Genomic DNA, 26,545 nt, shown 5'->3' on the forward strand with positions numbered 1-26,545 from the left:
GTGTTCGCGGTGGCGGCAGCAAATAACAACCCCGGTGTGCCCCCTAAACCCCAGCCGGAGCAGCCCCTAACCGCTGGAATCCCAGCCCGTCAGCAGGCTCCGGTGTTTCAGGCGTTGCCGGAAATACCCGCCAGCAGCTGTTCGAATGGCAGGGACTCCAGCGGGACGTCCTTCCGGCCCGGTTGCGGCCCTTCAAGCAGGCGGGTGAATTCCCCGGCCGCGCGGTCGATCCGGGCCGCGAGGGAGGCCCCACCCTCGTCTGCGGTTCCCCAGTCCTGTGGACCTGCAAAAACTCCGGTGGGCGCCATGCGGGCCCGCAGGTAGCTGAACAGTGGCCGCATTGCGTAGTCCAGGACCATTTGGTGCCGGTCTGTCCCACCGGTCGCGCCCACCAGGACAGCCTTGCCGTCAAGAGACTTGGGATCAAGGACGTCGATAAAGGACTTGAAGAGTCCGCTGAAGGAGGCGCTGAAGACGGGAGTGACGGCAATGATCCCATCGGATGCCTCAACACCCGCAATGACTTCCGCCAACCGCGGCGCTGCATAGCCGGTGACGAAGTTGTTGGCAATATCGACGGCCAGGTCGCGGAGCTCGACGACGTCCACGGCCACCTCATACCCGGCTGCTTCGAGCTCCCGGGTGGCGGCGGCCGAAAGCTGGTCAGCCAGCAGCCGGCTCGACGACGGTACGCCGAGTCCTGCCGAAAGGACGGTGATGCGGCGGGTTTCCATGGCATTCTCCTGGTGTTCGTTCAATCCATCATACATGCGTTTGCATCTATACCTATGAACCCGTCGCAGTAGTGAAGTATTCCCGAACGCAGGCGGAGGCAGGCGGAGGAAGGCGGCAGCCGCCCGGAGCCGAATATACGAAAGACCCCCGCCGCCGGATTCCGGCAGCGGGGGTCTGTCTTGACGTGGGGTGGGGAAATTACTTTCCTGCCACCACGTCCAGTTCGATCACAGCGGCAACGTCAGCGTGGAGGCGGACGTTGGCCTGGTAGGTGCCGACCGACTTGATGTGGGCGGGCAGTTCAACCTTGCGCTTGTCGATCTTGCCAAGGCCTGCGGCCTCAACAGCGTCAGCAACGTCGCCCTGCTTGACGGTGCCGAACAGGCGGCCGGACTCGCCAGCCTTGACGACCAGCTTGACCGGCTTGGCGGACAGTGCAGCGGCCTGCTTCTGAGCATCTTCCAGGGAAGCGTGCTCGCGGGCGGCACGGGCAGCCTTGATGGACTCAACCTGCTTCTCGCCACCCTTCGACCAGGTCAGGGCGAAGTTGCGGGGCAGCAGGTAGTTACGTGCGTAACCGTCCTTGACCTCGACAACATCGCCAGCAGCACCGAGACCGGTGACTTCGTGGGTCAGAATGAGCTTTGCCATGTTAGTTAATCCCTTCCTTAGCCGCGGCCAGCGCCGGAGTAAGGCAGCAGAGCAACTTCGCGGGCGTTCTTGATTGCCTGGGCGATCTTGCGCTGTTCCTGCACCGTGACGCCAGTGACGCGACGGGCGCGGATCTTGCCGCGGTCGGAGATGAACTTGCGCAGCAATGCTACGTCCTTGTAGTCGATGACAGTGATGTCAGCGGCCTTCAAGGGGTTGGACTTTGGTTTGGGCTTACGGAGTTCAGCCTTAGCCATCGTGGAGCTCCTATTCTAGGGAGCCCGTGGATATTGATCCACGGGATGGTGGTGGTCCGACGGCGGCAGTGCCCGGGTGCATTACGCACCTTGGCAGCCCCAGCGCCGGGCCGTTGTTTAGGTTTTAGAAGGGAGGTTCGGAATCGGGGCCGTTGCCCCAGCCGCCTGCATTGGACACACCGGGCGTGGCCCAGGGATCGTCCTGTGCAGCCTGCTGGTTGCCGCCGCCCCAGCCTCCACCGGAGTTGCCGCCCTGGTTTCCACCAGAGTTGCCGCCTCCGAAGCCACCGCCGCTGTTGCCGCCACCGAAGCCGCCGCCACCCTGTCCGCCGGAGCGCTGGGTACGGTTGACCTTGGCATTGGCGTAGCGCAGGCTGGGGCCGATTTCGTCGACCTCAAGCTCGATAACGGTGCGCTTTTCGCCTTCTTTTGTTTCGTAGGAGCGGCTCTTCAGGCGGCCGGTAACGATGACGCGCATGCCCTTGGTCAGGGACTCGGCGACGTTCTCGGCTGCTTCACGCCAAACAGCGGCGCGGAGGAACAGGGTTTCCCCGTCCTTCCACTCGTTGGACTGGCGATCAAAGGTGCGGGGGGTGGAAGCGATGGTGAAGTTCGCTACTGCCGAACCTGACGGTGTGAACCGCAATTCCGGGTCATTGGTGAGATTACCGATGACCGTAATGGTGGTCTCGCCTGCCATCTACTGCCTCCTTGTTCGATCCTGTGTGAAGAGTGCGTTTCCTGCGGGGTAAAGAATGAAGAATGGTGCTGAATTACTCAGCAACAACCTTCTGCTCTTCGGGGCGGGTGATCTTGGTGCGCATGATGGTCTCGTTAAGAGACAGCTGGCGGTCAAGTTCCTTGGCGGTCTCAGGCTTGGCGGTGAAGTTCACCACGGCGTAGATACCTTCGGACTTCTTCTTGATGTCGTAAGCCAGGCGGCGACGGCCCCAGATGTCAACCTTCTCGATGGTTCCACCATCGTTGGTGATGACGTTCAGGAACTTCTGAAGCGACGGCTCAACGGTACGCTCTTCGACCTCGGGGTCGATGATTACCATCAATTCGTAAGGACGCATATGTGAACCCACCTCCTTTGGGCTAAGCGGTTACGGCATTTCCGTAACAGGAGGTTCATTTGCGATTCCGCGCGATGCCCGGCCACCGGAACGGAGGCAGGACGCAGCACAGACTTCAATATCTTAGTGCATTTGGACCCGATAGGCGATTCACGCTTGACCCAAGGCTAGCCAGCGCGGATGCGGGAGGGGGCTGGTCAATGCGGCTATGTGGAAAACGGGGGCGGCCCGGTGGAGACAACTCCCATAGGCACCGTACAGCCGGGGCCCTATCATCTGACGTATGCGTCGACAGTTGATCGCCATCTGCGTGGCGGCAATGTTCTTGTCCGGCTGCTCTTCACCTCCTGCACAGCCGGCAGCCAACGGGGCGGACCAAGGCTCCGATCCGGCATCAGCCATGCCGGGGGCCGTTACGCCAGTGGCCGACTCTGCCGCCGCGATGCTGGCCTGGGGTGCCCCGATTGCCGGCGATGAGTTCAACTACACCGGCGCACCGGACTCTTCGAAGTGGTCTGTCTACGATAGTTCCGGCCATGCGGGGAATGGCATCCGCAGTCCCCGGCAGGCCACGGTTGATGGTTCCCAAATGGTCATCACCGGAACCCCGGACGGCGTTTCCGCCGGCATAAGCGCCAAGTTTGGCAAACAGAGGTACGGCCGCTGGGAGGTCCGGGCCGCCGGTTCCGGCGACGATGCCTACCACATGGTGTCGATCCTGTGGCCGGACAGTGGGAACTGGCCGTGTGACGGCGAAGTCGACTACATGGAGACCACGGGCAACTGGGGGCTGATCAACTTCTTCCACCACTACGGGTGCTCAAACTCGAAGACGTCCGTCTCCAGGGCCCTGGACCTGACCCAGTTCCACAACTATGCGGTCGACTGGACTCCCGACGCCATCGTGGGCTACATCGACGGCGTGAAGTGGTTTGAAGACCGCGATCCCGCGCACCAGCCTCCTGGTTCGATGCACCAGACACTTCAATTGGACTGGTTCCCCGATAATGTCACCGCCGATGGCCCTGGCGAGATGCGTGTTGACTGGGTCCGCGTCTACCCGGCTGCAGGCAGTCCCCGCCTATAGGAGCTGCCCGGAAGCGTACTCATCACTGGGAATAGGTACCCCCTATACCCAGTACTCCGGTGACCCCAACCCCTAACGTACCTAACACGGCCCAGGGCGCTGTCCCTCCACCCCTATTGCCTGCGTAACCGCGAATTTCCCCACGTAGGGCCCGGTGCAAAAGCGAGTACCTACTACCGGTGTTTACGTAGCGGACCTACCCTACGCTCGATTCTGCCGGCGGAGTCACACGCCGGGGTTTTCGAATCCGCATAGGGGCACTGGCGGGCTTGAACCCAGGTACGGAAACCACGGCTGACACCAATCAGACAGGGGAGGACCATGAGCAACAGGCGAGCGAAGGCACTGCACTTCGACATTCATGGCCGCGTCACGATCAACGTGGACGCGACGGCACCGGCGGCGAAGCAGCTTCAGAGCATGCTGGCATGTTTCGCCTCCGATAAGGAAGGGCAGGCCGAGATCGTCGTTGACGACCAACCGGAGCCGATGCCGGATGCCGGCCATGTTGAGCACGAACTGGCATACACGGACAACAGCGTCAGGTTCCAGGCCGACCGGGTCCAGGTGGTCAGGGACGCAGACCACTGGCGGATCCACGGACCTGGTGAACTCCTGACCACCGTGGTGCCCGTCCTGGACGCCGCCATGGTGGCCCGCGGAGCTGCAATGATCCACGCAGCAACCATGGCGTACCGTGGCCACGCGATCGCACTTCCCGCGGCAGGAGGTACCGGCAAGACGAGTACCGCCGCGAAACTGATGCGGCGCGAGGGATGGTCGTTCATGGGAGACGACTGGGCATTCCTCGCTGAGGACGCCACGCTGCTCGGCTATGCGAAGCCGATGTTCATCAAACCGCATCACCGGGCCATCTACCCGCACCTTTTTGAGGGCGCACGGAAACCCCTCGTTCCTTCAAGGTTCTCGGGACCCGTCGGCCGGCTGACCACGGTGGTGCACCCCTTCGTTATCCGTTACCCGCGGCTGGCAGACTTCTCCCGGCGGTGGTCGCCGGAGCACCGGATGGTCACCCCCGAGGCCGCATTCCCGGGACGGGAAGTCACCACCAAGGCCCCACTGGCAGCCTCGATCTATATCGAACGCTACGACGGCGCACGGTCCAGGATCCTTGAGCGGACGAGCGACTGGATGGTTGACCGGATGATGGGCAACTTCCACATCGAGATGGCCGGCTTCTCGCAGCGGGTGGTGACGGGCCTGGCGGCCACGTCCGTGGTCCCGTGGCGGGAGCATTTCGCAGCCAAGGGGCTCGTGCTTAACAAGGCGCTGGACGGGCGTCCCTGCCATCTCTTGCAGGTACCGGCCGCATACTCCGCGGACCAGGCGTCGGACGACATTGTTCGGCATCTTGAGGAGCTGTTGCCCTCAGTCCTCGACGAGCACGTCTGAAAGGGGTAGGACGGTGGCCCACAGCACAGCAGACGTAACGGCGGTTGTTCCGGCCCGCAATGCGGAGCATCTACTCCCAGGCTGCCTGGAAGCCCTGCGCCAGTCCGGTGTAGCCGAGATTATCGTGGTGGACGGCCTGTCCACCGACCGAACTGTCGAGATCGCCCGTGAGGCGGGCGCCCGGGTGCTGAGTGATGAAGGCCGGGGCCTTCCCTGGGCCCGGACACTCGGGGTCCGCAGCAGCACCACTCGTTGGGTCCTTCTCGTGGACGCGGACGTCGTGTTCGGAGCGACCGGTGTGGCGGACCTGCTGATCGAGTTCGTGGAGGACGGGTATGACGCCCTCCAGGCGGGCCTGGAAAGCGTTGCCGGCCCGGGCTACTGGGGGCAGGCCCTGGCGCACCACCACCGCACGGGCCGCAGCCGCAACTGGTTCGGGCTCGTGGCGACACTGGTGGACCGGAATCTGATGCTGAACCTCGGCTTCGACGATTCCTTTAAGTCCGGGGAGGACATCGAACTGCGGTGGCGCATGAGGCAGTCGGGAATGAAAACTGGCGTGTCGCAGCGGGTCTTCGTTGAACACAGATTTGCCGCGGACGACTTCGACTTCGCGCTCGACCAGTTCCTCATGGACGGCACGGGCCTGGGACGCATGGTCCGCAAGCACGGCTGGCGCGGTGCACGACTGGCACTGCTGCCCGCAGCGGCGGCAGCCCGCGGGAGCGTACTGAGCCTCGCCGCCGGCCAGCCTCAATGGGTGCGCTATTACGTTGCCTTCTGCTGGTACAACTACGCGGGAATGGCTAGGGGTTTAGGTCGTGACGGCTGAGCGGGAGATTGCCCCATCGGAGGCTTCATCCGCCGTCCGGCGGCACTCTCCCCTGCGCAGCTCCATCGGCCTGGTCATCGCCAAGGCGGCGCAAACCGGTACCGGCTTCGCATTTTGGATCCTGGCCGCGCACGCCACGTTTGACCGTGAGGTGGGGCTCACCACGGCCGCCGTGTCGGCGGTGATGATCTGCACCCAACTGGCAGTGCTGGGCACCGGTTCAGCCGTCATCGTGTCGGTGGGGCGCGGGGAGCCGCCCGCCCGGGTATTGGACGCGGCCTTTGGCATTGTGGGAATAGCCGGCACGGTCCTGGCCCTCGGCTACCTCGTGCTGGAGACCTTTGTGGCGCCCGACTCGGCCTCACTCTCGGTCCTCTTCTGGCTGACCTTCATCGTGGCCGCCGTCGCCGGAACCATGTGCACGGTACTGGACCAGGCGCTCGTAGCACTGGGGCGCGGCGGCAGTGCGACCATGCGGTACACGGTGGGCGGTGTGGCTTCCCTCGCGGCCACAGCCCTGGTCGCCTGGCAGGCCCACGGAGCCTCCGCTGACGTCCTGCTGGCCTGCTGGACCCTGGGGTCGGCCGTGTCATGCATGATCGGCGCCATCCAGCTGCGGAAATTGGTCGGATACCGGCCGCGCCCCACCCTGCACCCGGCACGCCACAGGCCGCTGCTGATGCTGGGAATACCAAACCAGCTCCTTACCCTCACCGAGCGCGCCCCCGGGCTGGTACTGCCGCTCCTGCTCGCGCACCTGGTATCGCCCGAGGTCGCGGCTTACTGGTACCCGGCATGGATGATGGCCTGGGCCGCGTACACCGCACCAATGCTGATTGGCATCGTCCAATTCTCCGAGGGAGTGCGGGACCCGGACCGCCTGGCCACCACTACCTGGACCAGCTTCCGGTGGTCGCTTGTCATAGGAAGCTTGGCCGCCGTCGTACTGATTGTCTTCGCCCACCCGCTTCTCCACCTGCTCGGAGACAGGTACGCAAACGCGTCCACCGTCGCACTGCGGCTGTTGGCTGCCGGACTCGTGGCCTACGCAGTGTTGCAGGCCTACAACTCCGTCTGCCGCGTCCTGGGACTCTACACAGAAGCCATCGTGGTCGGCGTAGTGCTCGGAACCGCGCTCTGCGTCTCGGCTCTGTGGGCCGCTGAGAGCGGCTCAAGCGCCATGGCCCTTGCGTGGATGGTGGTGCTTTACGTCGGGGCCGTCGCGGTGGGCCTCCGACTGCTCGCAATTCTCCGCCGCGCCAAAAAGGAGGCGTCATGACCAGCACGCTGAAGCAACCGAGCCGGATCCGATCACACCCGTGGCATGCCCGTGACATCTGGTGCGCCGTAGCAGGCGCCGTCTCACTGGCTCTGGCAGTGGGCAGTGCCGCCACGGTGGCAGTACCCGTCCGCAGCGACCTTGGGCTTGTGGCTGTACTCCCCTACCCCTTCTGGGTGGGCGTTCTTATCCTCAACGTCGCCTTTGTCGTGGCGCTGCGGGGAGATGCCACCGGGCCCGCGCGCCGGCCAGTCATGCTGTGGCTCATCGCAGTCCTCGTGCTGATGCTCTTCGGCGCTGCCGCGTTCATCACGGATATCCCCCGCGGGGAGGTTGCTTTCCGCCACCTTGGCATCGCCGACGCTCTTTCAACTTCCGGCGAAGTCGATCCGAACATCGATGCGTACTTCAACTGGCCAGGCTTCTTTGCGCTCCTTGCAACGGTGCTCCGGGCAACCGGTATCGACCCAGTGACCCTCGCCCTGTGGGCACCGGTGTTCAACATGGGCTTGTGGCTCGCCGCCGTGGGCGTGCTGACCCGCTACCTGACAAAGGATCCGCGCCGGCAGTGGCTGGTGCTTTGGATCTTTTGCCTCGGCAACTGGCAGGACCAGGACTATCTGTCTCCCCAGGCCTTCGGTTTCTTCCTGTACCTGGTGGTAATCGTGCTCCTCATGGGCCCCCTTGCCGCCAAGGCTCCTGCTTTCCCCGGCTTCAAGCGGGCCGCCCTCAAATCATGGTGGCTGGCGAGGACGCCGGCCGATGATCGTCCGGGGCACCGGGTCGGCGCCCTCGTGGTTACCCTCCTCCTGACCGCCGTCATATGCGCAAGCCACCAACTGACGCCGTTCCTGGTACTGATCGCCGTCACCGCGCTCACCCTCAGCGGGCGGGTGTGGCCCGGCAGGCTGCCGCTCATTACCGGCATCCTCCTGGTGCTGTGGCTCGTCTATCCGGCAAGCGCCTACCTTTCCGGTCACCCGCCCCTGGCGGATGCAGGACTGCAGACCGCCATCCAAGCGAACCTCGTGGACCGCACGACGGGTTCAGCGGGACATGTGCTGGTGGTCCAGATCCGGATGGCGCTCACCCTTATTCTCTGGGTCCTCGCCGCGATTGGATCGGTCCGCGACTGGCGCCGGGGACGCCTTGATATCCGGGTGGTCCTCCTGGCTGTCACTCCCCTACTGCTCTTTCCCGTGCAGGCCTACGGCGGGGAAATGCTCATCCGCGTCTCGCTGTTTGCACTGCCCTTCATTGCCGTGCAGGCGAGCTCAGTCCTGCTCCCCACCACGGGCGGCGTCCGTCTTTCGTCCCGCAACGCGGTGGTCCTGGTGCCGGCCTGTGTCCTGCTCGCCGTGATGACAGTGACCGGCAGGTTCGGCAACGCACAGTACGACGTGTTCGCGGACGATGAGATCGCCGCTGTCCAAGCCGTGGACAATCTCGCGCCGCCCGGCTCCGCGATCATCTCGGCAGCCCATCCAACGCCTTGGCGCAGCCAGGACTACCTTGACCACCGGTACCGGACCATCGAGGACCTTTGTCCCTCCAGCCTGTCGGCGGCAACGTGCGGCCCGCTCGTCTACCGCTACGCCAAGCACAACCCCGGAGGTGGCTACCTGCTGCTCATGACCTCCGCGGAATCGAGCCTTGTCTTGCAAGGCCAAACCACCCCACACAGTTTCGAGGAGCTGGAAAATTGGCTCAAGGCACAAGACGGCGTAGATCTCGCCTTCAGCAACAGCGACGCCCGAGTGTACCGGGTGGCGCCATGAACGCCCGTACTATAAGCCGGCCCACCATGGCGATCGCGCTCACGGCCGTGGTCCTCTCCGTGGTGTCCCTCCTTGGGCTGCCAACACCGATCCAGGCAGTCGCCGCACTCCTTGTGCTCGTCCTGCTCCCGGGACAGGCACTCACCAGGCTCATGCGGGTCAGCGACTTCGGCCTCGGCGCACTGCTTGTCCTGGCACTCGGCCTTGCCAGCCTCACCGCGGTATCCACGGCGATGTTCTACCTCTCCGTCTGGTCCTGGCAGGCCTGTGTCGTCACCATGGGTGCCATAACCATCCTTGCGTGCCTTGCACGCGCACGGCAGGAGGCCGCGTCATGATCGATATCGCCGGACTGGTTGCCGCTGCCGTTCTGCTGGTTACCCTTATCGGGCTGGAGGTCCGTCATACCGGGTCAGCGTCCGGACAGCCGGCAAGCCTGCGGCTCTTCAGCCGCGCCGTGAACATCAGGATCGCAGTCGGCGCCATGTGGCTGCTGTTGGTTATCCTCCTTTTCCCGCGTGTCCTGGGGCTGCTGACGTGAACCACGCGGCGCGATGGGTACTCCTCAGCGATCTGCATCTGGACGTGTCGGACAGCGATCCCCGGCACCCGGGGAAAGTCCTGCCGGAGTTCCTCCGCCGCGAGGTGCACGAAACCCAACCACCAGGCCTGGAGCAGCACGTCATCTTCCTTGGTGACACGTTTGAGCTCGTCAGGCTGGACGAGGCGCAGAGCCTCGCAAGGCTTGAGTCCATCCTCAAGCACCATTCCGAAACGCTGGGGGCGCTGCAGGCATGCGCTGCAGCCGGCGTCCGGCTGCATTTCGTCTGCGGCAACCACGACGTGGAGCTGGCGCGGCCCCCGGTGGCCGCGCGGCTGTCAGCGCTGCTGTCCCCAGGTGATCCCACCCGCGTCAGCGTGCACCCTTGGCTCCTTTACGTCCCAGGCGTGCTCGTGGCCGAACACGGGCACCTCCATCATGCGCTGCACCGGATACCCGAAGTGCTCCGCACCGCCGTCAATGGCACGGACGAGCTGGACCTGCCGCCACTGGCGGCCTGGCATGCGGATCCTACGGCATCGCGGCTTAGCCGTGCCGGAGCCGTGGCCCGGGCCTGCGTGGCCTCGGAACGGGCGGAACGCCGGGTCCGGAGGCCCGAGTACGACGAGCTGCTGCAGACCGAATCGTCGCGGCTCACACTCGACGGGACGGCAGTGCGGGAACTCGCGCGCCTCTCCCGTTTCCGGTCCGTGTCAGCACTGCCCCTAACGGCCACCCGCATGGTGCTTGCTGCCGCCGGGCGCAACATCCATGGCGGCGACCAGCCCCCCGCAGCGGCCGCCAGGGTCGCAGGGATCCTGGAAACGTACCGCTCCGGCGTGGCCTGGTATGCCTCAGCCCATACGCACCGTGCCCTCGAATCGACGCTCGAGGCTTCGCCAACCCGCTACATCAACACCGGGACCTGGTCCTCCGATGTCCGCGGCTTCGGGCCCGACCAGGCAGACCGCACGGCGTTCCCTTACGCCGTCATAAACGTTGCCGACGACGGGTCCACCGAAGGCGGGCTGCGTTACTGGCGCCAGATGGCCGGCTAAGAGCCCCCTGCACGGCTTCATTCACTTGGCTTTCCCTGCGGAACAACGGACGGCTGCACACAACGCCGAAGGGCCTGGGTCCGGTTCTCCACCGTACCCAGGCCCTTGCGGCTGAGGATCCCTATCCGGGTGTCACTGGACCTGCCGCCACGGTGCGCCCTGGAGCTCAAGCTCAGCCAGCTGAGTCGTTGACCCGTGGGCAATCCGGCGTCCACGGATGTAGCCGGCGGAGGTGAAGGCCAGTACGGCGAGGACGGATCCTGCCCGGCCCAGTCCCTGGGGGTTCGCGCCGCGGCTCCAATCGCGGATTCCGGAGAACACCGCACGCGGCAACGTGCTGCGGACATACCTTCGTTCGGGCCCAAGTGCCCTCTTCTGCCCGACGATGTGGCTGACCTGCGCTTTGGAAATTCCCTCCGACCAGGACCTTGAGAGCATGTAGCGCACGCTGCCCCTTTCGGCCGGTACATGGTGCCTGACCAGGGCCGCGGGTTCATAAACGATGCGGGCGCCAGGCGCTCCCATGGTTGACCGGATGCAAATCTCGGTCTCCTCGCAGCCGAGCGGCAAAGTGCCCTTTCGGCCAAGGGCCTGGTTGAAACCACCCACTTGGCGCAGCACCTCAAGCCTGAACGACATGTTGGCGCCGATGACGTTCCGGACTTCCGAGGCCACGCGGGGCAACCCGCGGTGGCTGCATCCCACAATCCAGTCCAGTTCCTCCCCGAAGTAACCGGGCCTGCCGGTTTCCCACAGTGGAACAACCTTCCCGCCCACGGCCAGGACGTCGGGATCGTCATACATCGCCACCAGGCGTTCAAGCCAGTCCGGTGCCGCCTCGGCGTCGTCATCAAGGAACGCAACGATGTCCGACTCAGCGAGACCGACACCCGTGTTACGGGCGCCTGACAGGCCGGGGAGTCCGGTGCTTTCCACGATGGTGACGTCGTCGACGATCTCGACGAGCCTTTCGTGCAGGTCCTGGTTGTGGTCGATGACAACCAGCACCTGGTCAGGGGTGAGGGTCTGGTTGCGGACGGATTCGATGACGTCCAGCAGCATGCCCCACCGTTCCGAGGTGTAGGCGCAGATCACTACTGTCACGGACAGGGGCTTCATGCGGTCAAGCATGCTGGCTCACCACCGGCGTGAGGACGCTGTGCGGATCCACCGGAAGCCGCGGGAAGCGGACATTTGAATAGGTGTACTTCACGCGGCGGAGGGCCTCCGGGCGGGCACCCGCGGTTGGGGCTTCCCAAACGGTGCATTCGCGGGCCAGCGTGTGCAGGACCCGCCACCCGTCGCGGAACGTCTGGAGGTTGGATGCTCCCGAGATCCGGTCCAGCTCCAGGCTGGGGACCTCCGCGATCCGCAGGCCCGCCTTGGCAGCCCGGACAATGAGTTCGGTCTCGATTTCGAAGCCGTCGGACTGCAGTTCCAGCACCTCCAGGCATTCCCGCCGGAAGGCGATGTAGCCGTAGCAAAGGTCTGAATAGTTGCTGTGCAGAACAGCATTGGCGAGTCCGGTCAAGGCCCTGTTGCCGGCCTTCCGCAAACGGGTGAGGTCTTCGGACCCGCCGCCGGTTACGTGCCGGGAGCCTTTGACGAAATCGAAGTCGTGCTGGAGCGGCGCAACGAACCAGCCGATTTCCCGCGGATCCATGCTCCCGTCCGCGTCCAGCATCACGATGATGTCGCCCGAGGCCGCTGCAAAGCCGGAGCGAAGGGCTACGCCCTTTCCTTTCCGGGTTTCGTTGACCACCACCACGTCGGCACGGACTGCCTTCGCCACTTCAACTGTGTTGTCCTGCGAGCGGCCGTCCACGATGATCACCTCATCGACGTAGGATGGCATTCTGCGCAGAACCCAGGGTATGTTCTTTTCTTCGTTCAACGTAGGGATGATCACGCTGATCGATGCTTGCGGAGATAACAGTCCCGGCTCGGAAAACAGAGCTGGAAGTTGGGGCGAAATCGACAATTGCCTCACCACTTCATGACAGTTCGGATTCTTGACAATGCCGCCGGCCCTTCGGCAGCGGCACCAACGCTTAATCCGGTCATGGTCTGGTCGCTGTCCCCCAGCAACCCATCGCCAATCCTCTGGCCGTTTCAGGAAGACTATCCCCTACCTAATGCGGGTATCACGAGTAGTAGGTACTCGCTTTTTACCTACCGTTCACCCCCTGTTAGGCAAGTAAGGGGCTCTGGGTTTTCGGATTCCGTTAGGTATAGGGGATTGCCCTGGAGCGGGAATCGGAGGGCAGGGGGGCCATGCCTCCGGGATGGGGCAAGTACCCCACGGAGGCCCTTGATCAAGTGCAGGCGCCAATCTTGATGGAATCCAGCGGGAACGTTGTGGTGCCCCTGCTGGTTGCGGCGCTATATTCACAGGTACCGGCAGAATCCGCACTGGGGAGCGGACTGCTGCGACATGATCCGGCAGTGCAAGAATGCGGTCTCCTTCTTCGACGAATGGGGACTCCATGCCACTTATCGGCCGAAGCAAAGAACTGGACCGCATCCTGTCGGTTATCCGCGGGCCCAAGGACACCGCACTGGCGGTGATTGGCCGCAAAGGCACGGGAAAAACCGCCCTTCTGTCCGCGATCCCCATGCTCTCCGATTACCGCACCGTCTTCCTGTCCGCCACCGCGGCCGAATCGGACTGGCCCTTGTCAGGGCTGACTGCGCTGTTGAACGACATGGACGATCCGGTCCTGAACCGGATCGCTGACGAGCTGCTGCGGGACACCACCGGGGCCATGAGCGTACCGGCAGTTTCCAGCATGCTGCTCAACGGCCTCCACCAGCGTTCATCCTCGCGGACCATCGTCGTGCTCGACGACGCTGACCAGCTGGATCCCAGCAGCCAGGCAGTCATCGGTTTTGTGGCGAGGCGCCTGGTGGGTACGGACATCGTTCTGTTCGTCGGCATGCGGGAGGACCTCCCGGACAACCCCTTCAGCGGCCTCTCCACCCTTCGCCTGGGCCCGCTGGGCTATAGCGACACCGTCCGCATGCTGGAGACCATGGCCGCCACAAGGACCACGACGGCGGCTGCCCACGCAGTTGCCGCAGCAGCCGGCGGCAACCCGCTCGCCGCCGTCGACCTTTACACCCGGCTGCTGGAGAGGCACACCGCTGGCAAGTATGCGCTGCCCGTCCCGCTGCCCTCCGGAGGCAGCTTTGATGCCGAGTACGCGTCGGCCGTAGGCGGGCTGACCCCGGGCGCCCGCAACGTGCTTGACCTCCTGGCCCTTTCCTTCCGCAGCGACATTTCGACGATTGAGAAGATCGACCGCGAAGTGTGGACAAGCGTCGACGAACTGCTGGCCGCAGGCCTGATCAAGCGAACGGGTCCGCACTTGGGGATCGGCGACCAGCTGCTGCGGGGATATGTCTTCGCGGCCATGACTCCGGCCGTGCGCACGGCCAACCATCGGGCCCTGGCGGAAGCAGCAAACGAGACGGACCCCTATGCCCGCAGGTGGCACCTGAGCTTCACCGCGCTTGAGCGCCAAACTCCGTTCCAACTGCTCCGGCACGCCGTTGACCTGGTCCGGAATGGCGAAGTGAGTTTTGCCGTGGAGTACATCGAGCGGGCCCTCACCATCAACCCCTGGGAAGCGGAAACCGCGGCGCGGCTGACCAGCGTGGCGGAAATGCTCTTCAACCGGGGTGAGTTTGTGTACGCGCGCCGGTACCTGGAATGGGCCCAGCGGGTAACCCGCAACCCCGCACTGATCCTGCGGCTTACCGGCCTCTCCTTTGAAATCCAGTTCGCCCAGGGCGCCGCCGTGCGTTCGAGCATGGTGCTCCGGCTGGTGAAGGAATTCGGCCAGCATGATCCTGCGTATGCCGCCAGCCTGCTGGCCATCGGAGCCTTGTACTACGCCGAGCGGTGGGAACTCCAGGAAGCCTCGGAACTCCTGCGTCACGGGAACGCATTCCGGGGGTCCGCCTCCGCGCAATGCCTGGGCATCACTGAACAAACCGAGCTCCTGATCGAGTCGGTCGGAGGCGGCACCGCGGGCCTTGGCCGCAAACAGGAACAAACGGGTGCTGCCCGGGCCGCCGGCCTGTTAATGCATGGCCGGGCCCTCACCTACGCCGAGCACTACGAAGGCGCCCACGAGACCTTTGCGCTGCTCAGGAGCTCAGACGAACCTGGCCACGTCAATTGGCAGGAAACCGCAGCATTCATGGCCGTTGACAATGCGATCCGGGCCGGCAACGTGCGCGCGGCCGTCCGGCTGATTGACGAGCTGGAGCTTTCCGAGCCCGAACTCAAATACCACCGCGGGACCCGCCACCTGTTCCGGGTGTGGCGGGCGCATGCCCTGGGCGATGACGCCCAGGCCCGGGCGCATGCTGCCGAGGCACTCCGCTATGCGGGGGCGGACAGCCACCCGGCCATCACCGCACAGCTCGCAGCCTGCCAGGGCCAGTTCGCGCTGTTGCGCGGCGACCTTGCGGAGTCCGTAGCCCAGTTGTCCCGGGCCGCCGAAATCGGCATGCGGTTTGGCAACCCCACCCTCCTGCGCTGCGAGGCGGACCTCGTGGAAGTACTGATCCGGCTCGGACGGCACCACGAGGCCACGCAGGCACTTCTGCGCCTCGAGAGCCGCTCGGTGGGGCTGCGGTCACCGTGGCTGATGATGGCCGTTGCGCGAAGCCGCGCCCTGCTCGCGGACGGTGAGCAATCACTGCAGCTGTTCAGCCAGACCCTGGACAGCAGGAACGGGCACACCCTTGAACGGGCAAGGACCCTGGCCTGCTACGCGGAGCGGTTGCACGCTTTCGGCAGGCTGCGCGACGCACGCGATGCGCTGCAGCGGGCCAAGGTGATGTTCGACGAAGCCGGTGCGGACGCGTGGACCCAGCATGTGGACGCGCTCCTCCTGGATGAACGCATGGAGCCGGTCCGCCCGCAGGGCAACCCGGCCATGCTGCTGCTGGCGGACCATGAGCGGTCGTTGGCCAAGATGGTGGCGCGGGGCATGCGCAACAAGGAAATCGCTGCCACGCTCTATGTCTCCGTGCGCACGGTCGAAGTACGCCTCACCGCCATCTACCGGAAGCTCGGTGTTGAGTCCAGGGCGCAGTTGACCGCCCTCGCAGCGGGCAAGGGATCCACCGCGGCCGAACCGTACGTCCTGCCCGTCCTATAGGCCGAAAGTCCTGCAATTTGCAGGTACCCGCAGTTTCCACATCCTTGCTCCGCGGTACCCACAAAGGCCCATCCGGTTCCCCCTTAACCGCGTCAGTCCGGGGCTAGTTTTGCTTCACGGCCAGAGAACAGGCAGCTGCGTTGGAAAGGGGCACGATGGCGGAGATACCAGTATCCAAGACCCGGCAGGCCGCCTTTGCCTGGCCCGTTGCTCCCGCTGCTGCACAGCGGGTGGCAGCCCAGCAGCCGGCGGCAACGGACACCGTAGGAACCCGGTTTCCGTTGCCGCCGGCAGCATCCACTGTTGGGGAGCGGGAAGCCCGGCCCCGGAAAGCAACCGCGGCCTGGATCTCCAGGCACGTGAATCTTCTGCGGGGCGCTGACGCCGCTGTGGTCGCGGGTGCCGTGTACTCCGGTTTCCTCCTCTCCGAGGCAGATTTCTCGCCCGTCGGCCCCAGGGACGGCGGAGCAGCGGCCGCTGCAGCGGCGCTCACGGTCGCCTGGTTGGCGGCACTGGAGGCCTACCACACCAGGGATCCCAAGGTGCTCGGGATCGGCGCCGACGAGTATAAGCGCGTGGCGTCAGCCACCCTCCGGATTTTTGGGCTGATGGCCCTCGCTGCCGTGGTCCTTTCCGTCCACGGGGCAACCGCATTCGTCACGGTGTCACTGCCGGTGGGCCTGGTGGCCCTTACCGCCAACCGTTGGGTATTCCGCAGGCGGCTGGCGGCGGAAAAACTTCGCGGCCGGCACCTCTCGAGGGCCGTTGTTGTTGGCGAACCGGAAGACGTCAGGTACGTCATACAGCAGGTGTCCCGGCGGTCAGGGGCGGTGTACGAAATCCTTGGGGCCTGCCTCCCTGGGGCCCGGCGGGGAGCCGGCCTGCGGGTGGAGGGCTGCACGGTGCCGGTCCTCTCGTCGACGGACGCCATTGCCCGGACCGTCCGCCTGGTGGACGCGGATTCGGTGATCGTTGCCGGACCGCTGCCCGGCGGAAACAAGTTCATTCGGGAGCTGGGCTGGAAACTCGAGGAGTCCTCCACCGAACTGATCCTGGCGGCCACGTTGACCAACGTTGCCGGCCCGCGGATCCACTGGCGTCCGGTGGATGGCCTGCCCCTCATGCATGTTGATATTCCGCAGTACAGCGGGGCAAAGCACGCCTTGAAGCGGATCATGGATGTCATTGGCGCACTCGCTGCGCTGCTAGTTCTCTCTCCAGTCCTCCTGGCGCTGGCCGCGGTGGTGCGGCTGGACAGTCCCGGGCCCATCCTTTTCCGGCAGGACCGGATTGGCAAAGACGGCCAGGTGTTCGGGATGTTCAAGTTCCGCTCCATGGTGTCCGACGCCGAGGCGCAGCTGGCTGCCCTGGGCCAGCAGAACCAGGGGGCGGGGGTGCTCTTCAAAATGAAGGATGACCCCAGGGTCACCCACTGCGGCCGCTGGATGCGCAAGTATTCCCTGGACGAACTTCCCCAGCTCTGGAACGTGGTCCTCGGTGACATGAGCATGGTGGGGCCGCGGCCCCCGCTGGACCGCGAAGTCAGCGGCTACGAACGCCACACCCACCGCCGGCTCCTGATCAAGCCCGGCATCACCGGCCTTTGGCAGGTCAACGGCCGCTCGGACCTTTCCTGGGAGGAATCGGTCCGGCTGGATCTCTACTACGTCGAAAACTGGTCCCTCGCAGGGGACCTGCTGATTCTGTGGCGGACATTCCGGGCCGTCGTCCGGCCGTCCGGCGCCTACTAGCACATCCACAAAATGGGAAGACAATCACATGAGAGCATTCGCCACTCACACCCACGCCCCAGCCAAGCCGCCCGCGCGGAAACTCCGTATCGCCGTCGTCGGTGCCGGCTACTGGGGACCAAACCTGGCGCGCAACCTCCAGGCCAGCCCGGACTGGGACCTGGTGGCAATCTGCGACCTTGATGTTGAACGTGCGCGGAAACTCGCTGCGACGCTCGGGGACATCCCGTGCGTGGAGTCCATGGATGAGTTGCTGGACTTTTGCGAGGTGGACGCGGTGGCCATAGCGACGCCGGCCCGCACCCACCACGGCGCGGTCATGACGGCGCTGCGCGCCGGCAAGCACGTGCTGGTGGAAAAACCGCTGGCGGACAGCAGGGAACACGGGCTGGAAATGGTGGCCGAAGCCAAGGCGAACGGGCTGGTGCTGATGGCTGACCACACCTACTGCTACACCCCGGCTGTCCTGAAGATGCAGGAACTGGTGCAGTCCGGCTCCCTCGGGGAGATCCTGTTCGTGGACTCCACCCGGATCAACCTGGGGCTCGTCCAGCCTGATGTGGATGTCTTCTGGGACCTGGCGCCGCATGACCTGGCCATCCTGGACTTCGTCCTGCCGGGCGGATTGAATCCATCCGAAGTGTCGGCTTTCGGCGCGGATCCGCTGGGCACGGGGCGGGACTGCGTGGGCCACCTGAATTTCCGGCTTCCCAACGACGCTACCGCCCACGTCCACGTGAACTGGCTGAGCCCCACCAAAATCCGCCAGATGGTCATAGGTGGATCCCTCCGGACCCTGGTCTGGGACGACCTCAACCCCCAGCAGCGGCTCAGCGTCTACGACCGCGGCGTCAGCCTGGACCGGCAGCCCAGGTCGGTGGGAGAGAAGGCAACCACTGCAGTTTCCTACCGGCTGGGCGATACCTGGTCCCCTGCACTGCCGGAGCGTGAGGCTCTGGGCCTGGTGGTACAGGAACTGGCATCCTGCATCCGGAACGGCCAGGAGGCCAGGACGGGGGGCACTTCCGGGTTGCGGGTGCTGTCCGTCCTCGAGGCGGTCACCCGCAGCCTGGGAATGGATGGACAGGCGTCACCGGTGGCAGGCTCAGCCTTGGCGGGAACGGGCACCGAGATGGAGGGGGCGCGGTGAGCGCCCTGGAGGGTGCCGGCGTCCTGGTGACAGGCGGGGCCGGCACCATCGGATCGACCCTGGTGGATGCCCTTCTTGACGCCGGCGTCAGCCGCATCGACGTGCTGGACAACCTGGTCCGGGGCCGGCTGGACAATCTGTCCGGCGCCTTGGCGACCGGGCAGGTGGAACTGGTGCTGGGAACCATCCAGGACCGGGACCTGGTGCATGACCTCACCAGGGGCAAGGACCTGGTGTTCCACCAGGCCGCCATCCGCATCACCCAGTGCGCCGAGGAACCGCGGCTAGCCCTTGAGGTGCTGGTGGACGGAACATTCAACGTCCTGGAGGCCGCGGCAGAGCACAATGTAGACAAGCTGGTGGCAGCGTCTAGTGCCTCCGTGTATGGAATGGCCGAGGAATTCCCCACCCCGGAACGGCATCACCATGCCAACAATGACACCTTTTACGGTGCTGCAAAGTCCTTCAACGAAGGCATGGCCCGCAGCTTCCGGGCCATGACCGGACTGGACTACGTGCTGCTGCGCTACTTCAACGTCTACGGGCCACGGATGGACGTCCACGGCCTGTACACCGAGGTCCTGGTGCGGTGGATGGAGCGGATCATGGACGGCCGGCCGCCACTGGTTTTTGGCGACGGCCTCCAGACCATGGACTTCGTGCACACCGCCGACGTGGCCCGGGCAAACGTCCTGGCGGCAGCCAGCGGGGTCACCGAGGGGATCTACAACGTGGCCAGCGGCACCGAAACCAGCCTGCTGGAGATGGCCCGGGCGCTGCTGCGGGTCATGGGCTCCGGGCTTGAGGTGGAGCATGGCCCGGCACGGCAGGTTAATGGGGTGGTCCGGCGGCTGGCGGACACGTCAGCTGCCGCGCGCGATCTTGGCTTCAAGGCCGAGGTTGGACTCGAAGAAGGACTCCGGCAACTGGTCAGCTGGTGGATGCCGCTGCGCGAGGAGATTGCCGCCGCACGCAAGGTTGGTGCCCGATGACTGCCGAGCCTGTCCTGGACCGGATCAACGTGATGAAGCCCTGGCTTGGGGACGAGGAAGCCCGTGCCCTGGCCGACGTGGTGGCGTCCGGGTGGGTGGCGCAGGGACCCAAGGTGAAGGAGTTTGAGTCGCGTTTCGCCGAATCCCAAGGTGTGCGGCACGGTGTGGCCACCTCCAGTTGCACCACCGCCCTTCACCTCGCCTTGGTGGTGGCGGGGATCGGGCCGGGGGACGACGTCGTCGTTCCTTCCCTGTCCTTCATCGCTACGGCCAACGCCGTAACCTACGTCGGTGCCCGGCCGGTGTTCTGCGACGTCGACCCCGTGACCGGGAACGTGACCGCGGAAACCATCCACGCCGCACTCACCCTGGATACACGGGCCGTGATTGTGGTGGACCAGGGCGGGGTGCCCCTGGACATGGACCCAATCCGCAGGCTGTGCAACCGCCATGAGATCACCGTGATCGAGGACGCCGCCTGCGCTGTTGGGGCCACGTACAGGGGCCGGCCGGTGGGTGTGGGTGCGGATGTGGCGGTGTGGTCATTCCACCCGCGGAAGATCCTGACCACCGGCGAGGGCGGAATGCTCACCACCAATCGGGCAGATTGGGCCGCCCGGGCCAGGACGCTGCGGGAGCATTCCATGAGCGTCTCCGCGGCGGACCGGCACGGATCGCTCCTGGCGCCGGCGGAGAACTACCTTGAGGTGGGGTTCAACTACCGAATGACGGACCTGCAGGCCGCCGTCGGCATCGTCCAGCTGGGCCGGCTTGCGGCGGTGCTCGAACGCCGACGGGACATTGCGGCACGCTACGTGGCCGGCCTCTCACGGCTGCCCGGCCTGCGTTTGGTGTCGGACCCGCCCTACGGCACCACGAATTTCCAGTCGTTCTGGGTGGAGATCCTGCCCAGCTTCGGAACCACGCGGGACGGGCTGCTGGAAAAGCTGGCGGACGCCGGGATCTCTGCGCGGCGGGGCATCATGGCGGCGCACCGCCAGCCCGCCTACCGGTGGCGGGACTCGGGCGGAGGCCTCCTTCAGCACACGGAGAGGCTTAACGACAGGACACTGATCCTGCCGGTGTACCACGAGCTGGACGACGACGGCCTGGACAGGATCATCGGCGCTATCCGGGCTGCGGCAGCAGGGACGCGCACATGAGCGAGCTGATCCTGATAGCTGCCAGTGGCCTGGCCCGCGAAGTCCTGGCGATGGTGCGCAGCAGCGGCCAGTACGACGTCGTCGGCCTGCTGGATGACGACAAGGAAATGGCGGGTGTCAGCGTGGACGGCGCCCCGGTGCTGGGGACCATCGATGACGCCGCCAAATACACCCACGCGCTCATCCTTGTGTGCATCGGTTCGGGCAGGGCGCGTGAATCCGTGGTGGAGCGGCTGACGGCGCTGGGGCTCACCGGGGCGCGCTACGCCACCGCCATCGACCCTTCGGTCCAGTACCCGGAGGGGTGCCGGGTGGGCAGGGGCAGCATCCTGCTGCGGAACGTCACGCTCACCGCCTCGGTCACCCTGGGCTCGCACGTGGTGGCCATGCCGTCAGTGACGTTCACGCACGACGACGACGTGGCGGACTTTGCGACGTTCGCTGCGGGTGTGTCCCTTGGCGGCGGAGTTCGGATTGGCCGGGCCGCCTACCTGGGCATGAACGCCAGCGTGCGCGAACGGACCTCGGTGGGGGCCTACGCCACCGTGGGCATGGGGGCTGCTGTTTTGAGCAACGTCCCTGACGGGCAGACGTGGGTTGGGGTGCCGGCGCACGAGATTGATGGGGAAAGCTTCCGGATTGGAGGGATGTCATGAGCGTCGAATTGCTTACCCGCAGACGCGCGCCGCACCGCCTGACGCCGTGCAGGCTGACGAGGCGGCCCATAGTTTCCGTAGTGATTCCCTGCTACAACTACGAACGCTTCCTGAAAGACGCTGTGGACTCGGTTTTAACCCAGGAGGATGTTGACCTGGATGTAATCATCGTTGACGATGCCTCGACTGATGGCAGCGGAGAGTTGGCTGCCGAACTAGCAGCGGACGATCGACGCATCCGGGCTGTTCTCCATACGACGAACATGGGTCACATCGCTACATACAATGACGGCCTGACCAGGGTGGCAGGCGAGTATGTGGTGCTGCTATCCGCGGATGATCTCCTGAGTCCTGGATCACTTGCCAGGGCGGCTGCGCTGATGGAGCAGCATCCAGAAGTCGGCCTTGTCTACGGCTACGCTCAGGAATTCCATGACCAGCCCATGAAGGAGAGATCCGGGAGGAGCTCCTGGTCAATATGGTCGGGTGAAGAATGGATTGCCCACCATTGCCGCCGGGGTTCCAATATCATTGTGAACCCTGAAGCAATGCTTCGTCGCTCGCTTATGGACGAACTCGTTGGATACAGGGCTGATATGCCACAAGCAGCGGACATGCACCTCTGGCTCCACGCCGCTTCCTTGGCTGGAGTCGGAAGAGTCAACGGCCCGGTCCAGGCCTATTACCGGGTACATGGCCAAAATATGCACCTCACCGACTTCGCTTCTCCCTTGGACGATCTAACGGCCCGCCGCCAAGTTTTCGACAGCATCTGCAGCCTGCCCCACATCGAAGGCGTGCGTAGCCGTCGGCTGGAGAATCTGGCCCGCCGAGCAATGGCGGAAGAAGCGGTCCGGGAAGCAATCCACATCTGGGATACCCGGCCCGACCTAACTGGCCGCGCAGAACAATTGACCGCCTTCGCAATGGAAACCGACGGATCTATCTCCCAATCCAGGCTTTGGAGCTCCTACCTGCGTCGACTTACGGCAGCCACGTACAGAGGTGACAAAGCCATCTTCGCTGCCACCTACCGATGGCGTTGGTCATACCGGTGGCGGCGCTGGCGTCGGGAGGGAGTATGACTGCTTCAACCAACTTGCAGGCCTTAGTCCGACGCGGCCTGGCGTGGAGCGCTCTCAACAGTTTGGTGCTTCGAGTCGGAAACTTCCTGGTCGGTATCTTCCTGGCCCGGATTTTAGTCCCTGAAGTTTTTGGGGTCTTCGCAGTCGCCCTGACAGTTCAGACCATCCTGATGACGCTCGCAGACTTGGGGATGAGCGCGGACCTCATTAGGTCCGATAATCCGCGCGAAAAGGCCCCGACCGTCGCCACCTTGGCGCTAATTTCAGGGGCTGGGCTATCGACAGTAATGATGACATCAGCACAGGGAATCGCAGATCTCCTTGGAAGTCGACAAGCAGGCCCCGTCATTGCGGTATCCGCTTTATCACTGGTCTTGGCTGGGGCTGGGGTGGCCCCATACGCGGCATTACAGCGGGAATTCGCACAAAAGAAGGTCTTCATTATCGCGGTCGTTGAATTCCTCGTGGGAACGGCTACGACACTCATCCTAGTTTCCGCTGGATGGGGTGTAATGGGACTTGCAATTGCGAGGCTTGCAGCGCAGCTGGTTACGCTCATCTTACAATTCCGTTTGTCAGGAGAACGGCTCCGCCTGGGCTATAACCGGAAGCTGGCCCCTGGGATTATAAAATTCGGACTTCCAATAGCAGGAGCGAACGTCCTGTCATGGATGTTGCTGAACGTCGATAATATCGCAATCTCACGACTGGCTGGCCCTATATCCCTCGGTTACTACTACCTAGCGTTCAATATTTCAAACTGGCCAATGAGTGCATTGGGCCAGGTAGTTCGGTCGGTGTCAATTCCGACATTCTCACGAATAGCGTCGGGAAAAAATGATAGAAGTTTGGCATCAGTCATCGGGAGCGTGTGGGCAGCCGCCCTACTTATCGGTATGATGCTCGCGGTTCTTGCAAACCCGGTTGTCGAGCTTATCTATGGTTCTCGATGGCTGCCCTCCGCCTATATCCTGACGTGGCTCGGCTGTTTCGGTGCCCTTCGTACGTTGTTCGACCTGGCTGCAGGATATTTGGTGGCCAGGGGAGGAGGAAACAGCATCTTCTTTGTGCAGTTAGCCTGGCTGGGCACACTTATTCCCGCAACGATCATAGGGGCGTGGACGGGTCAGGCAGTTGGTGTGGCCGTGGCCCACCTTGCCGTGGCACTAGTCGTTGTTTGCCCGTCCTACGCCGTTGCTTTGCGCGCGAACGGCGCCGACGTACGAGCTGTGGCGATAAAACTGTGGCCCCCTTTAGCTGCTGGGCTGCCCGCGCTAATTGTCACCGGCTGGGTCGTTTCGCTGGCCATGCCACCCTTGGCAACACTTCTCCTGGGAGGAGGCGCCGGCGCTAGCATCTACATCCTCCTTTTGCGCAGATGGGTACGCCGTCAGCTTTCCGAATTGGCGGCATTCTTACCTGTTGTCGATTCATCTGCCCCTGATTCTGGCGATTCACGGACCGCTACTACCTTCGATAGGAGAGATGGATGACTCCACAGGCAATTCCGCTCGTAGACCTCAAATACCAGCACGCCCAAATCGAACGAGAAATTCGCAAAGGATTCGACGAGGTTCTTTCTGACTCAAGCTTCGTTTTAGGTCCACGGGTAAAGGAGTTCGAAAAAAACTGGTCCCGATATTGCGATACCAATTTTGCTGTCGGTGTCGGTAATGGTACGGATGCTATTGAGTTCGCGCTAAGGGCGGCTGGCGTTGGTAAGGATAATGAAGTCATCGTCCCAGCAAATACCTTCGTTGCTACTGCTAGCGCCGTTCTCAGAACAGGCGCAACACTCGTATTGGCGGACTGTGATGACGAGTTCCTGCTTGGGCCTGAAACGATGAGCAAGTCTGTGACAGAGAAAACCAAGGCAGTTATCGGTGTCCATCTTTTTGGCCAAGCCGCGCCCATGGAGGCCATAAGAAATGCGTTGTCAAAAGAAATGGTTCTGATAGAAGATATGGCCCAAGCACAGGGGGCACGCCGCTTCGGGGTTAGAGTCGGCGGCCTGGGGATGGCAGCTGCAACAAGCTTCTACCCAGGCAAGAATCTTGGAGCTTTTGGCGATGCGGGGGCAGTGACAACGAATTCGCACGAGATCGCGGGGCATTTGCGCCGTCTACGCAATCATGGTGGCGAGGAGAAGTACGAACATGTTGAGTTGGGCTTCAACTCGCGCATGGACACTCTCCAGGCGGTCGTGTTGAACGCAAAGCTTGCATGTTTAGACGACTGGAACCGTCAGCGTCGTCAAGCCGCCAAGAACTACGAGTTATTGCTCGGCAGCTTCCCTGACATCAGGCTTCCAGGGACGTTGGCCGGCAATGAGCATGTGTTCCATCTATATGTTATCCGCGTGAAGAATCGAGATCACGTGGTGCGCCAGCTAAGAGCTAAGGGAATAGGAGCCGGAGTACACTATCCGTCGCCTATCCATCTTCTCCCCGCATACTCATTCCTCAATTACCGCAAGGGTAGCTTCCCAGAAGCCGAAGCTGCATGTGATGAAATCGTATCGATACCAATGTTTCCGGGCATAACTCCTGATCAACAAGAGCAGGTCGCACAGGTCCTTAGCGCGGCTACCAAGAGGTCGAAATGAACTCGGGTGCTGAAAAGATAAGTCATCGCACGCACGTAAAAGCTGCCCGTGTCCGACCTTGTTTACCCCGCGTCACGGTCGTAATCACCTGTTACAACTATGGGCGATACCTGGCCGAGGCGATTACAAGTTGTCTCTCGCAGACTGGCGTGGAGATAGAAGTTATAGTCGTCGACGACGCCTCAACAGATAATAGCCTCAACATTGCCCGTAACTATGCCATCAGAAACACCAACGTATCCGTAACTTCGAATCAGGAAAATATTGGGGCCGTAGAAAGCTTCAACATTGGGGCACGACTAGCGCGCGGGGAATTCTTGGTGCGGCTTGATGCAGACGATCTTCTGTCCCCCGGTTCACTTGCACGCTCCACTCTGCTCGCGCAATCGTATCCATCGATAGGCCTCGTCTACGGGCATCCAATTCATTTCATTGCGGAACCTCCGTCCGTGCTACGCACTAAGACAACTTCTTGGACCATTTGGCCGGGCATGGACTGGCTCAAAGTCGCCTGTGTCTCCGGTAAGAACGTCATAACTTCGCCCGAAGTACTTATGCGAACTGCAGTCTTACGCGACCTGGGCTACATGTCTCCACTCCCATATGCCCACGACATGGAGCTGTGGCTCCGTCTTTCAGCTTTCGCAGATGTTGGCTATGTGCACGGCGCGGACCAGGCACTGCATCGTGAACATCCGGAGAGCATGTCCGCGCGAGAGGTGAACAGTTTGACTGATCTTAAAGAGCGGCTCGGCGCTTTCGAAACTCTCTTCCTGGGTCGATTATCGAGTTGCATCCCCGAGGCGGAGACTCTTTTACAAACCGCCCGCAACGCCATGGTTGAAGAAATATTGCAAGTGGCCCGTCTTGAAATAGATCGGGGGCTCCGCAACCCGCATCTTCTAAGTTCCTACCTAAAGTTTGCGGAAGAACTTCGACCTGGGATCCATTCAGAAACTGAGTGGCAGCGCCTTACGGTTAGTAAAGAAAGAGGCGCACCCGTCCCGTGGAGCCTGAACGCCCTCGGCCGGCGCGCTTCAGCTCGACTGCAAAGAGAAATCCACTGGCGCCGTTGGCGAAATAATGGGGTGTATATATATTGATTGTCAGTAAAACAGCCGCAGATAATCTCCGGCAAAGTATGCGACTTGTTGGGCGTCCTGATTTAGCGAAGCGTCTAGTACGGCGGTTGAATCATGATGTCGCCGCTTACCTTCGCCTGGATGAGTTGGACTTTCCCCTGTTAGCGGAAGATGTGG

At 63.3% G+C, this 26,545-nt stretch carries 25 protein-coding genes; 18 read left to right on the forward strand and 7 right to left on the reverse strand.

Going from position 1 to position 26,545, the window contains the following annotated elements; genetic code table 11:
• Positions 1-107: 107 nt before the first annotated feature.
• From AC1DIP_RS09705 to rpsF, 5 genes are all read right to left on the reverse strand, one after another.
• A complete protein-coding gene (locus AC1DIP_RS09705) occupies positions 108-734 on the reverse strand; it encodes an FMN reductase (protein WP_477733655.1) in 627 nt (208 codons plus the stop codon).
• Positions 735-933: 199 nt separating this feature from the next.
• Positions 934-1,386, reverse strand: coding sequence for a 50S ribosomal protein L9 (gene rplI / locus AC1DIP_RS09710; protein WP_141158853.1), 453 nt, complete (start codon positions 1,384-1,386; stop codon positions 934-936).
• Between the two features lie 17 nt (positions 1,387-1,403).
• Positions 1,404-1,643: a 30S ribosomal protein S18 gene (gene rpsR, locus AC1DIP_RS09715; protein WP_003800144.1), complete on the reverse strand. Its 240-nt coding sequence runs from the start codon at positions 1,641-1,643 to the stop codon at positions 1,404-1,406.
• Between the two features lie 124 nt (positions 1,644-1,767).
• A complete protein-coding gene (locus AC1DIP_RS09720) occupies positions 1,768-2,343 on the reverse strand; it encodes a single-stranded DNA-binding protein (RefSeq protein ID WP_141158852.1) in 576 nt (191 codons plus the stop codon).
• Between the two features lie 73 nt (positions 2,344-2,416).
• Positions 2,417-2,722: a 30S ribosomal protein S6 gene (gene rpsF, locus AC1DIP_RS09725; RefSeq protein WP_015939036.1), complete on the reverse strand. Its 306-nt coding sequence runs from the start codon at positions 2,720-2,722 to the stop codon at positions 2,417-2,419.
• 283 nt (positions 2,723-3,005) lie between these two features.
• Here rpsF and AC1DIP_RS09730 point away from each other — a divergent pair, with 283 nt between their 5' ends.
• From AC1DIP_RS09730 to AC1DIP_RS09765, 8 genes are all read left to right on the forward strand, one after another.
• Complete coding sequence (locus tag AC1DIP_RS09730; RefSeq protein ID WP_476208125.1) at positions 3,006-3,809, forward strand: family 16 glycosylhydrolase; 804 nt, start codon at positions 3,006-3,008, stop codon at positions 3,807-3,809.
• Positions 3,810-4,130: 321 nt separating this feature from the next.
• Positions 4,131-5,222 carry a hypothetical protein gene (locus AC1DIP_RS09735; RefSeq protein WP_476208127.1) on the forward strand — a complete coding sequence of 364 codons (1,092 nt, stop codon included), beginning with the start codon at positions 4,131-4,133 and terminating at the stop codon, positions 5,220-5,222.
• Between the two features lie 13 nt (positions 5,223-5,235).
• Entirely contained in the window at positions 5,236-6,054 is an 819-nt protein-coding gene (locus AC1DIP_RS09740; RefSeq protein ID WP_476208129.1) for a glycosyltransferase, read from the forward strand.
• Positions 6,044-7,333 (forward strand): lipopolysaccharide biosynthesis protein, encoded by a 1,290-nt coding sequence (locus tag AC1DIP_RS09745; protein WP_477733602.1) that lies wholly within the window; start codon positions 6,044-6,046, stop codon positions 7,331-7,333. The genes AC1DIP_RS09740 and AC1DIP_RS09745 overlap by 11 nt, the downstream gene beginning before the upstream one ends.
• Positions 7,330-9,111, forward strand: a complete 1,782-nt coding sequence (locus AC1DIP_RS09750) for a glycosyltransferase (RefSeq protein ID WP_477733603.1) — start codon at positions 7,330-7,332, stop codon at positions 9,109-9,111. The genes AC1DIP_RS09745 and AC1DIP_RS09750 overlap by 4 nt, the downstream gene beginning before the upstream one ends.
• Positions 9,108-9,449 carry a hypothetical protein gene (locus tag AC1DIP_RS09755; RefSeq protein WP_477733604.1) on the forward strand — a complete coding sequence of 114 codons (342 nt, stop codon included), beginning with the start codon at positions 9,108-9,110 and terminating at the stop codon, positions 9,447-9,449. Before AC1DIP_RS09750 ends, AC1DIP_RS09755 begins: the two co-directional genes overlap by 4 nt.
• Positions 9,446-9,652, forward strand: a complete 207-nt coding sequence (locus tag AC1DIP_RS09760) for a hypothetical protein (RefSeq protein ID WP_477733605.1) — start codon at positions 9,446-9,448, stop codon at positions 9,650-9,652. The genes AC1DIP_RS09755 and AC1DIP_RS09760 overlap by 4 nt, the downstream gene beginning before the upstream one ends.
• Before the next feature lie 44 nt (positions 9,653-9,696).
• Positions 9,697-10,710: a hypothetical protein gene (locus AC1DIP_RS09765; RefSeq protein WP_477733606.1), complete on the forward strand. Its 1,014-nt coding sequence runs from the start codon at positions 9,697-9,699 to the stop codon at positions 10,708-10,710.
• Positions 10,711-10,842: 132 nt separating this feature from the next.
• Here the strand turns inward: AC1DIP_RS09765 and AC1DIP_RS09770 are convergent, their stop codons facing one another.
• Both AC1DIP_RS09770 and AC1DIP_RS09775 read right to left on the reverse strand, forming a co-directional pair.
• The gene (locus tag AC1DIP_RS09770; RefSeq protein ID WP_477733607.1) at positions 10,843-11,841 is read right to left on the reverse strand and encodes a glycosyltransferase family 2 protein; all 999 of its coding nucleotides are present in this window, start codon (positions 11,839-11,841) and stop codon (positions 10,843-10,845) included.
• On the reverse strand, positions 11,834-12,703 hold the full coding sequence (locus AC1DIP_RS09775) for a glycosyltransferase (protein ID WP_476208139.1): 870 nt from the start codon (positions 12,701-12,703) through the stop codon (positions 11,834-11,836). The genes AC1DIP_RS09770 and AC1DIP_RS09775 overlap by 8 nt, the downstream gene beginning before the upstream one ends.
• Before the next feature lie 493 nt (positions 12,704-13,196).
• Here AC1DIP_RS09775 and AC1DIP_RS09780 point away from each other — a divergent pair, with 493 nt between their 5' ends.
• From AC1DIP_RS09780 to AC1DIP_RS09825, 10 genes are all read left to right on the forward strand, one after another.
• Positions 13,197-15,884: a LuxR C-terminal-related transcriptional regulator gene (locus tag AC1DIP_RS09780; protein ID WP_477733608.1), complete on the forward strand. Its 2,688-nt coding sequence runs from the start codon at positions 13,197-13,199 to the stop codon at positions 15,882-15,884.
• A gap of 155 nt (positions 15,885-16,039) precedes the next feature.
• The gene (locus AC1DIP_RS09785) at positions 16,040-17,635 is read left to right on the forward strand and encodes a sugar transferase (RefSeq protein WP_477733609.1); all 1,596 of its coding nucleotides are present in this window, start codon (positions 16,040-16,042) and stop codon (positions 17,633-17,635) included.
• A 28-nt stretch (positions 17,636-17,663) separates the two neighbouring features.
• Positions 17,664-18,785 (forward strand): Gfo/Idh/MocA family protein, encoded by a 1,122-nt coding sequence (locus AC1DIP_RS09790; protein ID WP_477733610.1) that lies wholly within the window; start codon positions 17,664-17,666, stop codon positions 18,783-18,785.
• Positions 18,782-19,777: an NAD-dependent epimerase/dehydratase family protein gene (locus tag AC1DIP_RS09795; RefSeq protein ID WP_477733611.1), complete on the forward strand. Its 996-nt coding sequence runs from the start codon at positions 18,782-18,784 to the stop codon at positions 19,775-19,777. Before AC1DIP_RS09790 ends, AC1DIP_RS09795 begins: the two co-directional genes overlap by 4 nt.
• Positions 19,774-20,940, forward strand: a complete 1,167-nt coding sequence (locus tag AC1DIP_RS09800; RefSeq protein ID WP_477733612.1) for a DegT/DnrJ/EryC1/StrS family aminotransferase — start codon at positions 19,774-19,776, stop codon at positions 20,938-20,940. Before AC1DIP_RS09795 ends, AC1DIP_RS09800 begins: the two co-directional genes overlap by 4 nt.
• Entirely contained in the window at positions 20,937-21,596 is a 660-nt protein-coding gene (locus tag AC1DIP_RS09805) for an acetyltransferase (protein ID WP_477733613.1), read from the forward strand. Before AC1DIP_RS09800 ends, AC1DIP_RS09805 begins: the two co-directional genes overlap by 4 nt.
• Positions 21,593-22,681 carry a glycosyltransferase family 2 protein gene (locus AC1DIP_RS09810; protein ID WP_477733614.1) on the forward strand — a complete coding sequence of 363 codons (1,089 nt, stop codon included), beginning with the start codon at positions 21,593-21,595 and terminating at the stop codon, positions 22,679-22,681. The genes AC1DIP_RS09805 and AC1DIP_RS09810 overlap by 4 nt, the downstream gene beginning before the upstream one ends.
• The gene (locus AC1DIP_RS09815) at positions 22,678-24,174 is read left to right on the forward strand and encodes an oligosaccharide flippase family protein (protein WP_477733615.1); all 1,497 of its coding nucleotides are present in this window, start codon (positions 22,678-22,680) and stop codon (positions 24,172-24,174) included. Before AC1DIP_RS09810 ends, AC1DIP_RS09815 begins: the two co-directional genes overlap by 4 nt.
• Complete coding sequence (locus AC1DIP_RS09820; RefSeq protein WP_477733616.1) at positions 24,171-25,286, forward strand: DegT/DnrJ/EryC1/StrS family aminotransferase; 1,116 nt, start codon at positions 24,171-24,173, stop codon at positions 25,284-25,286. The genes AC1DIP_RS09815 and AC1DIP_RS09820 overlap by 4 nt, the downstream gene beginning before the upstream one ends.
• A complete protein-coding gene (locus AC1DIP_RS09825) occupies positions 25,283-26,389 on the forward strand; it encodes a glycosyltransferase family 2 protein (protein ID WP_477733617.1) in 1,107 nt (368 codons plus the stop codon). The genes AC1DIP_RS09820 and AC1DIP_RS09825 overlap by 4 nt, the downstream gene beginning before the upstream one ends.
• Positions 26,390-26,545: the final 156 nt, after the last annotated feature.

Source organism: Pseudarthrobacter sp. 05T312, from assembly GCF_056396685.1.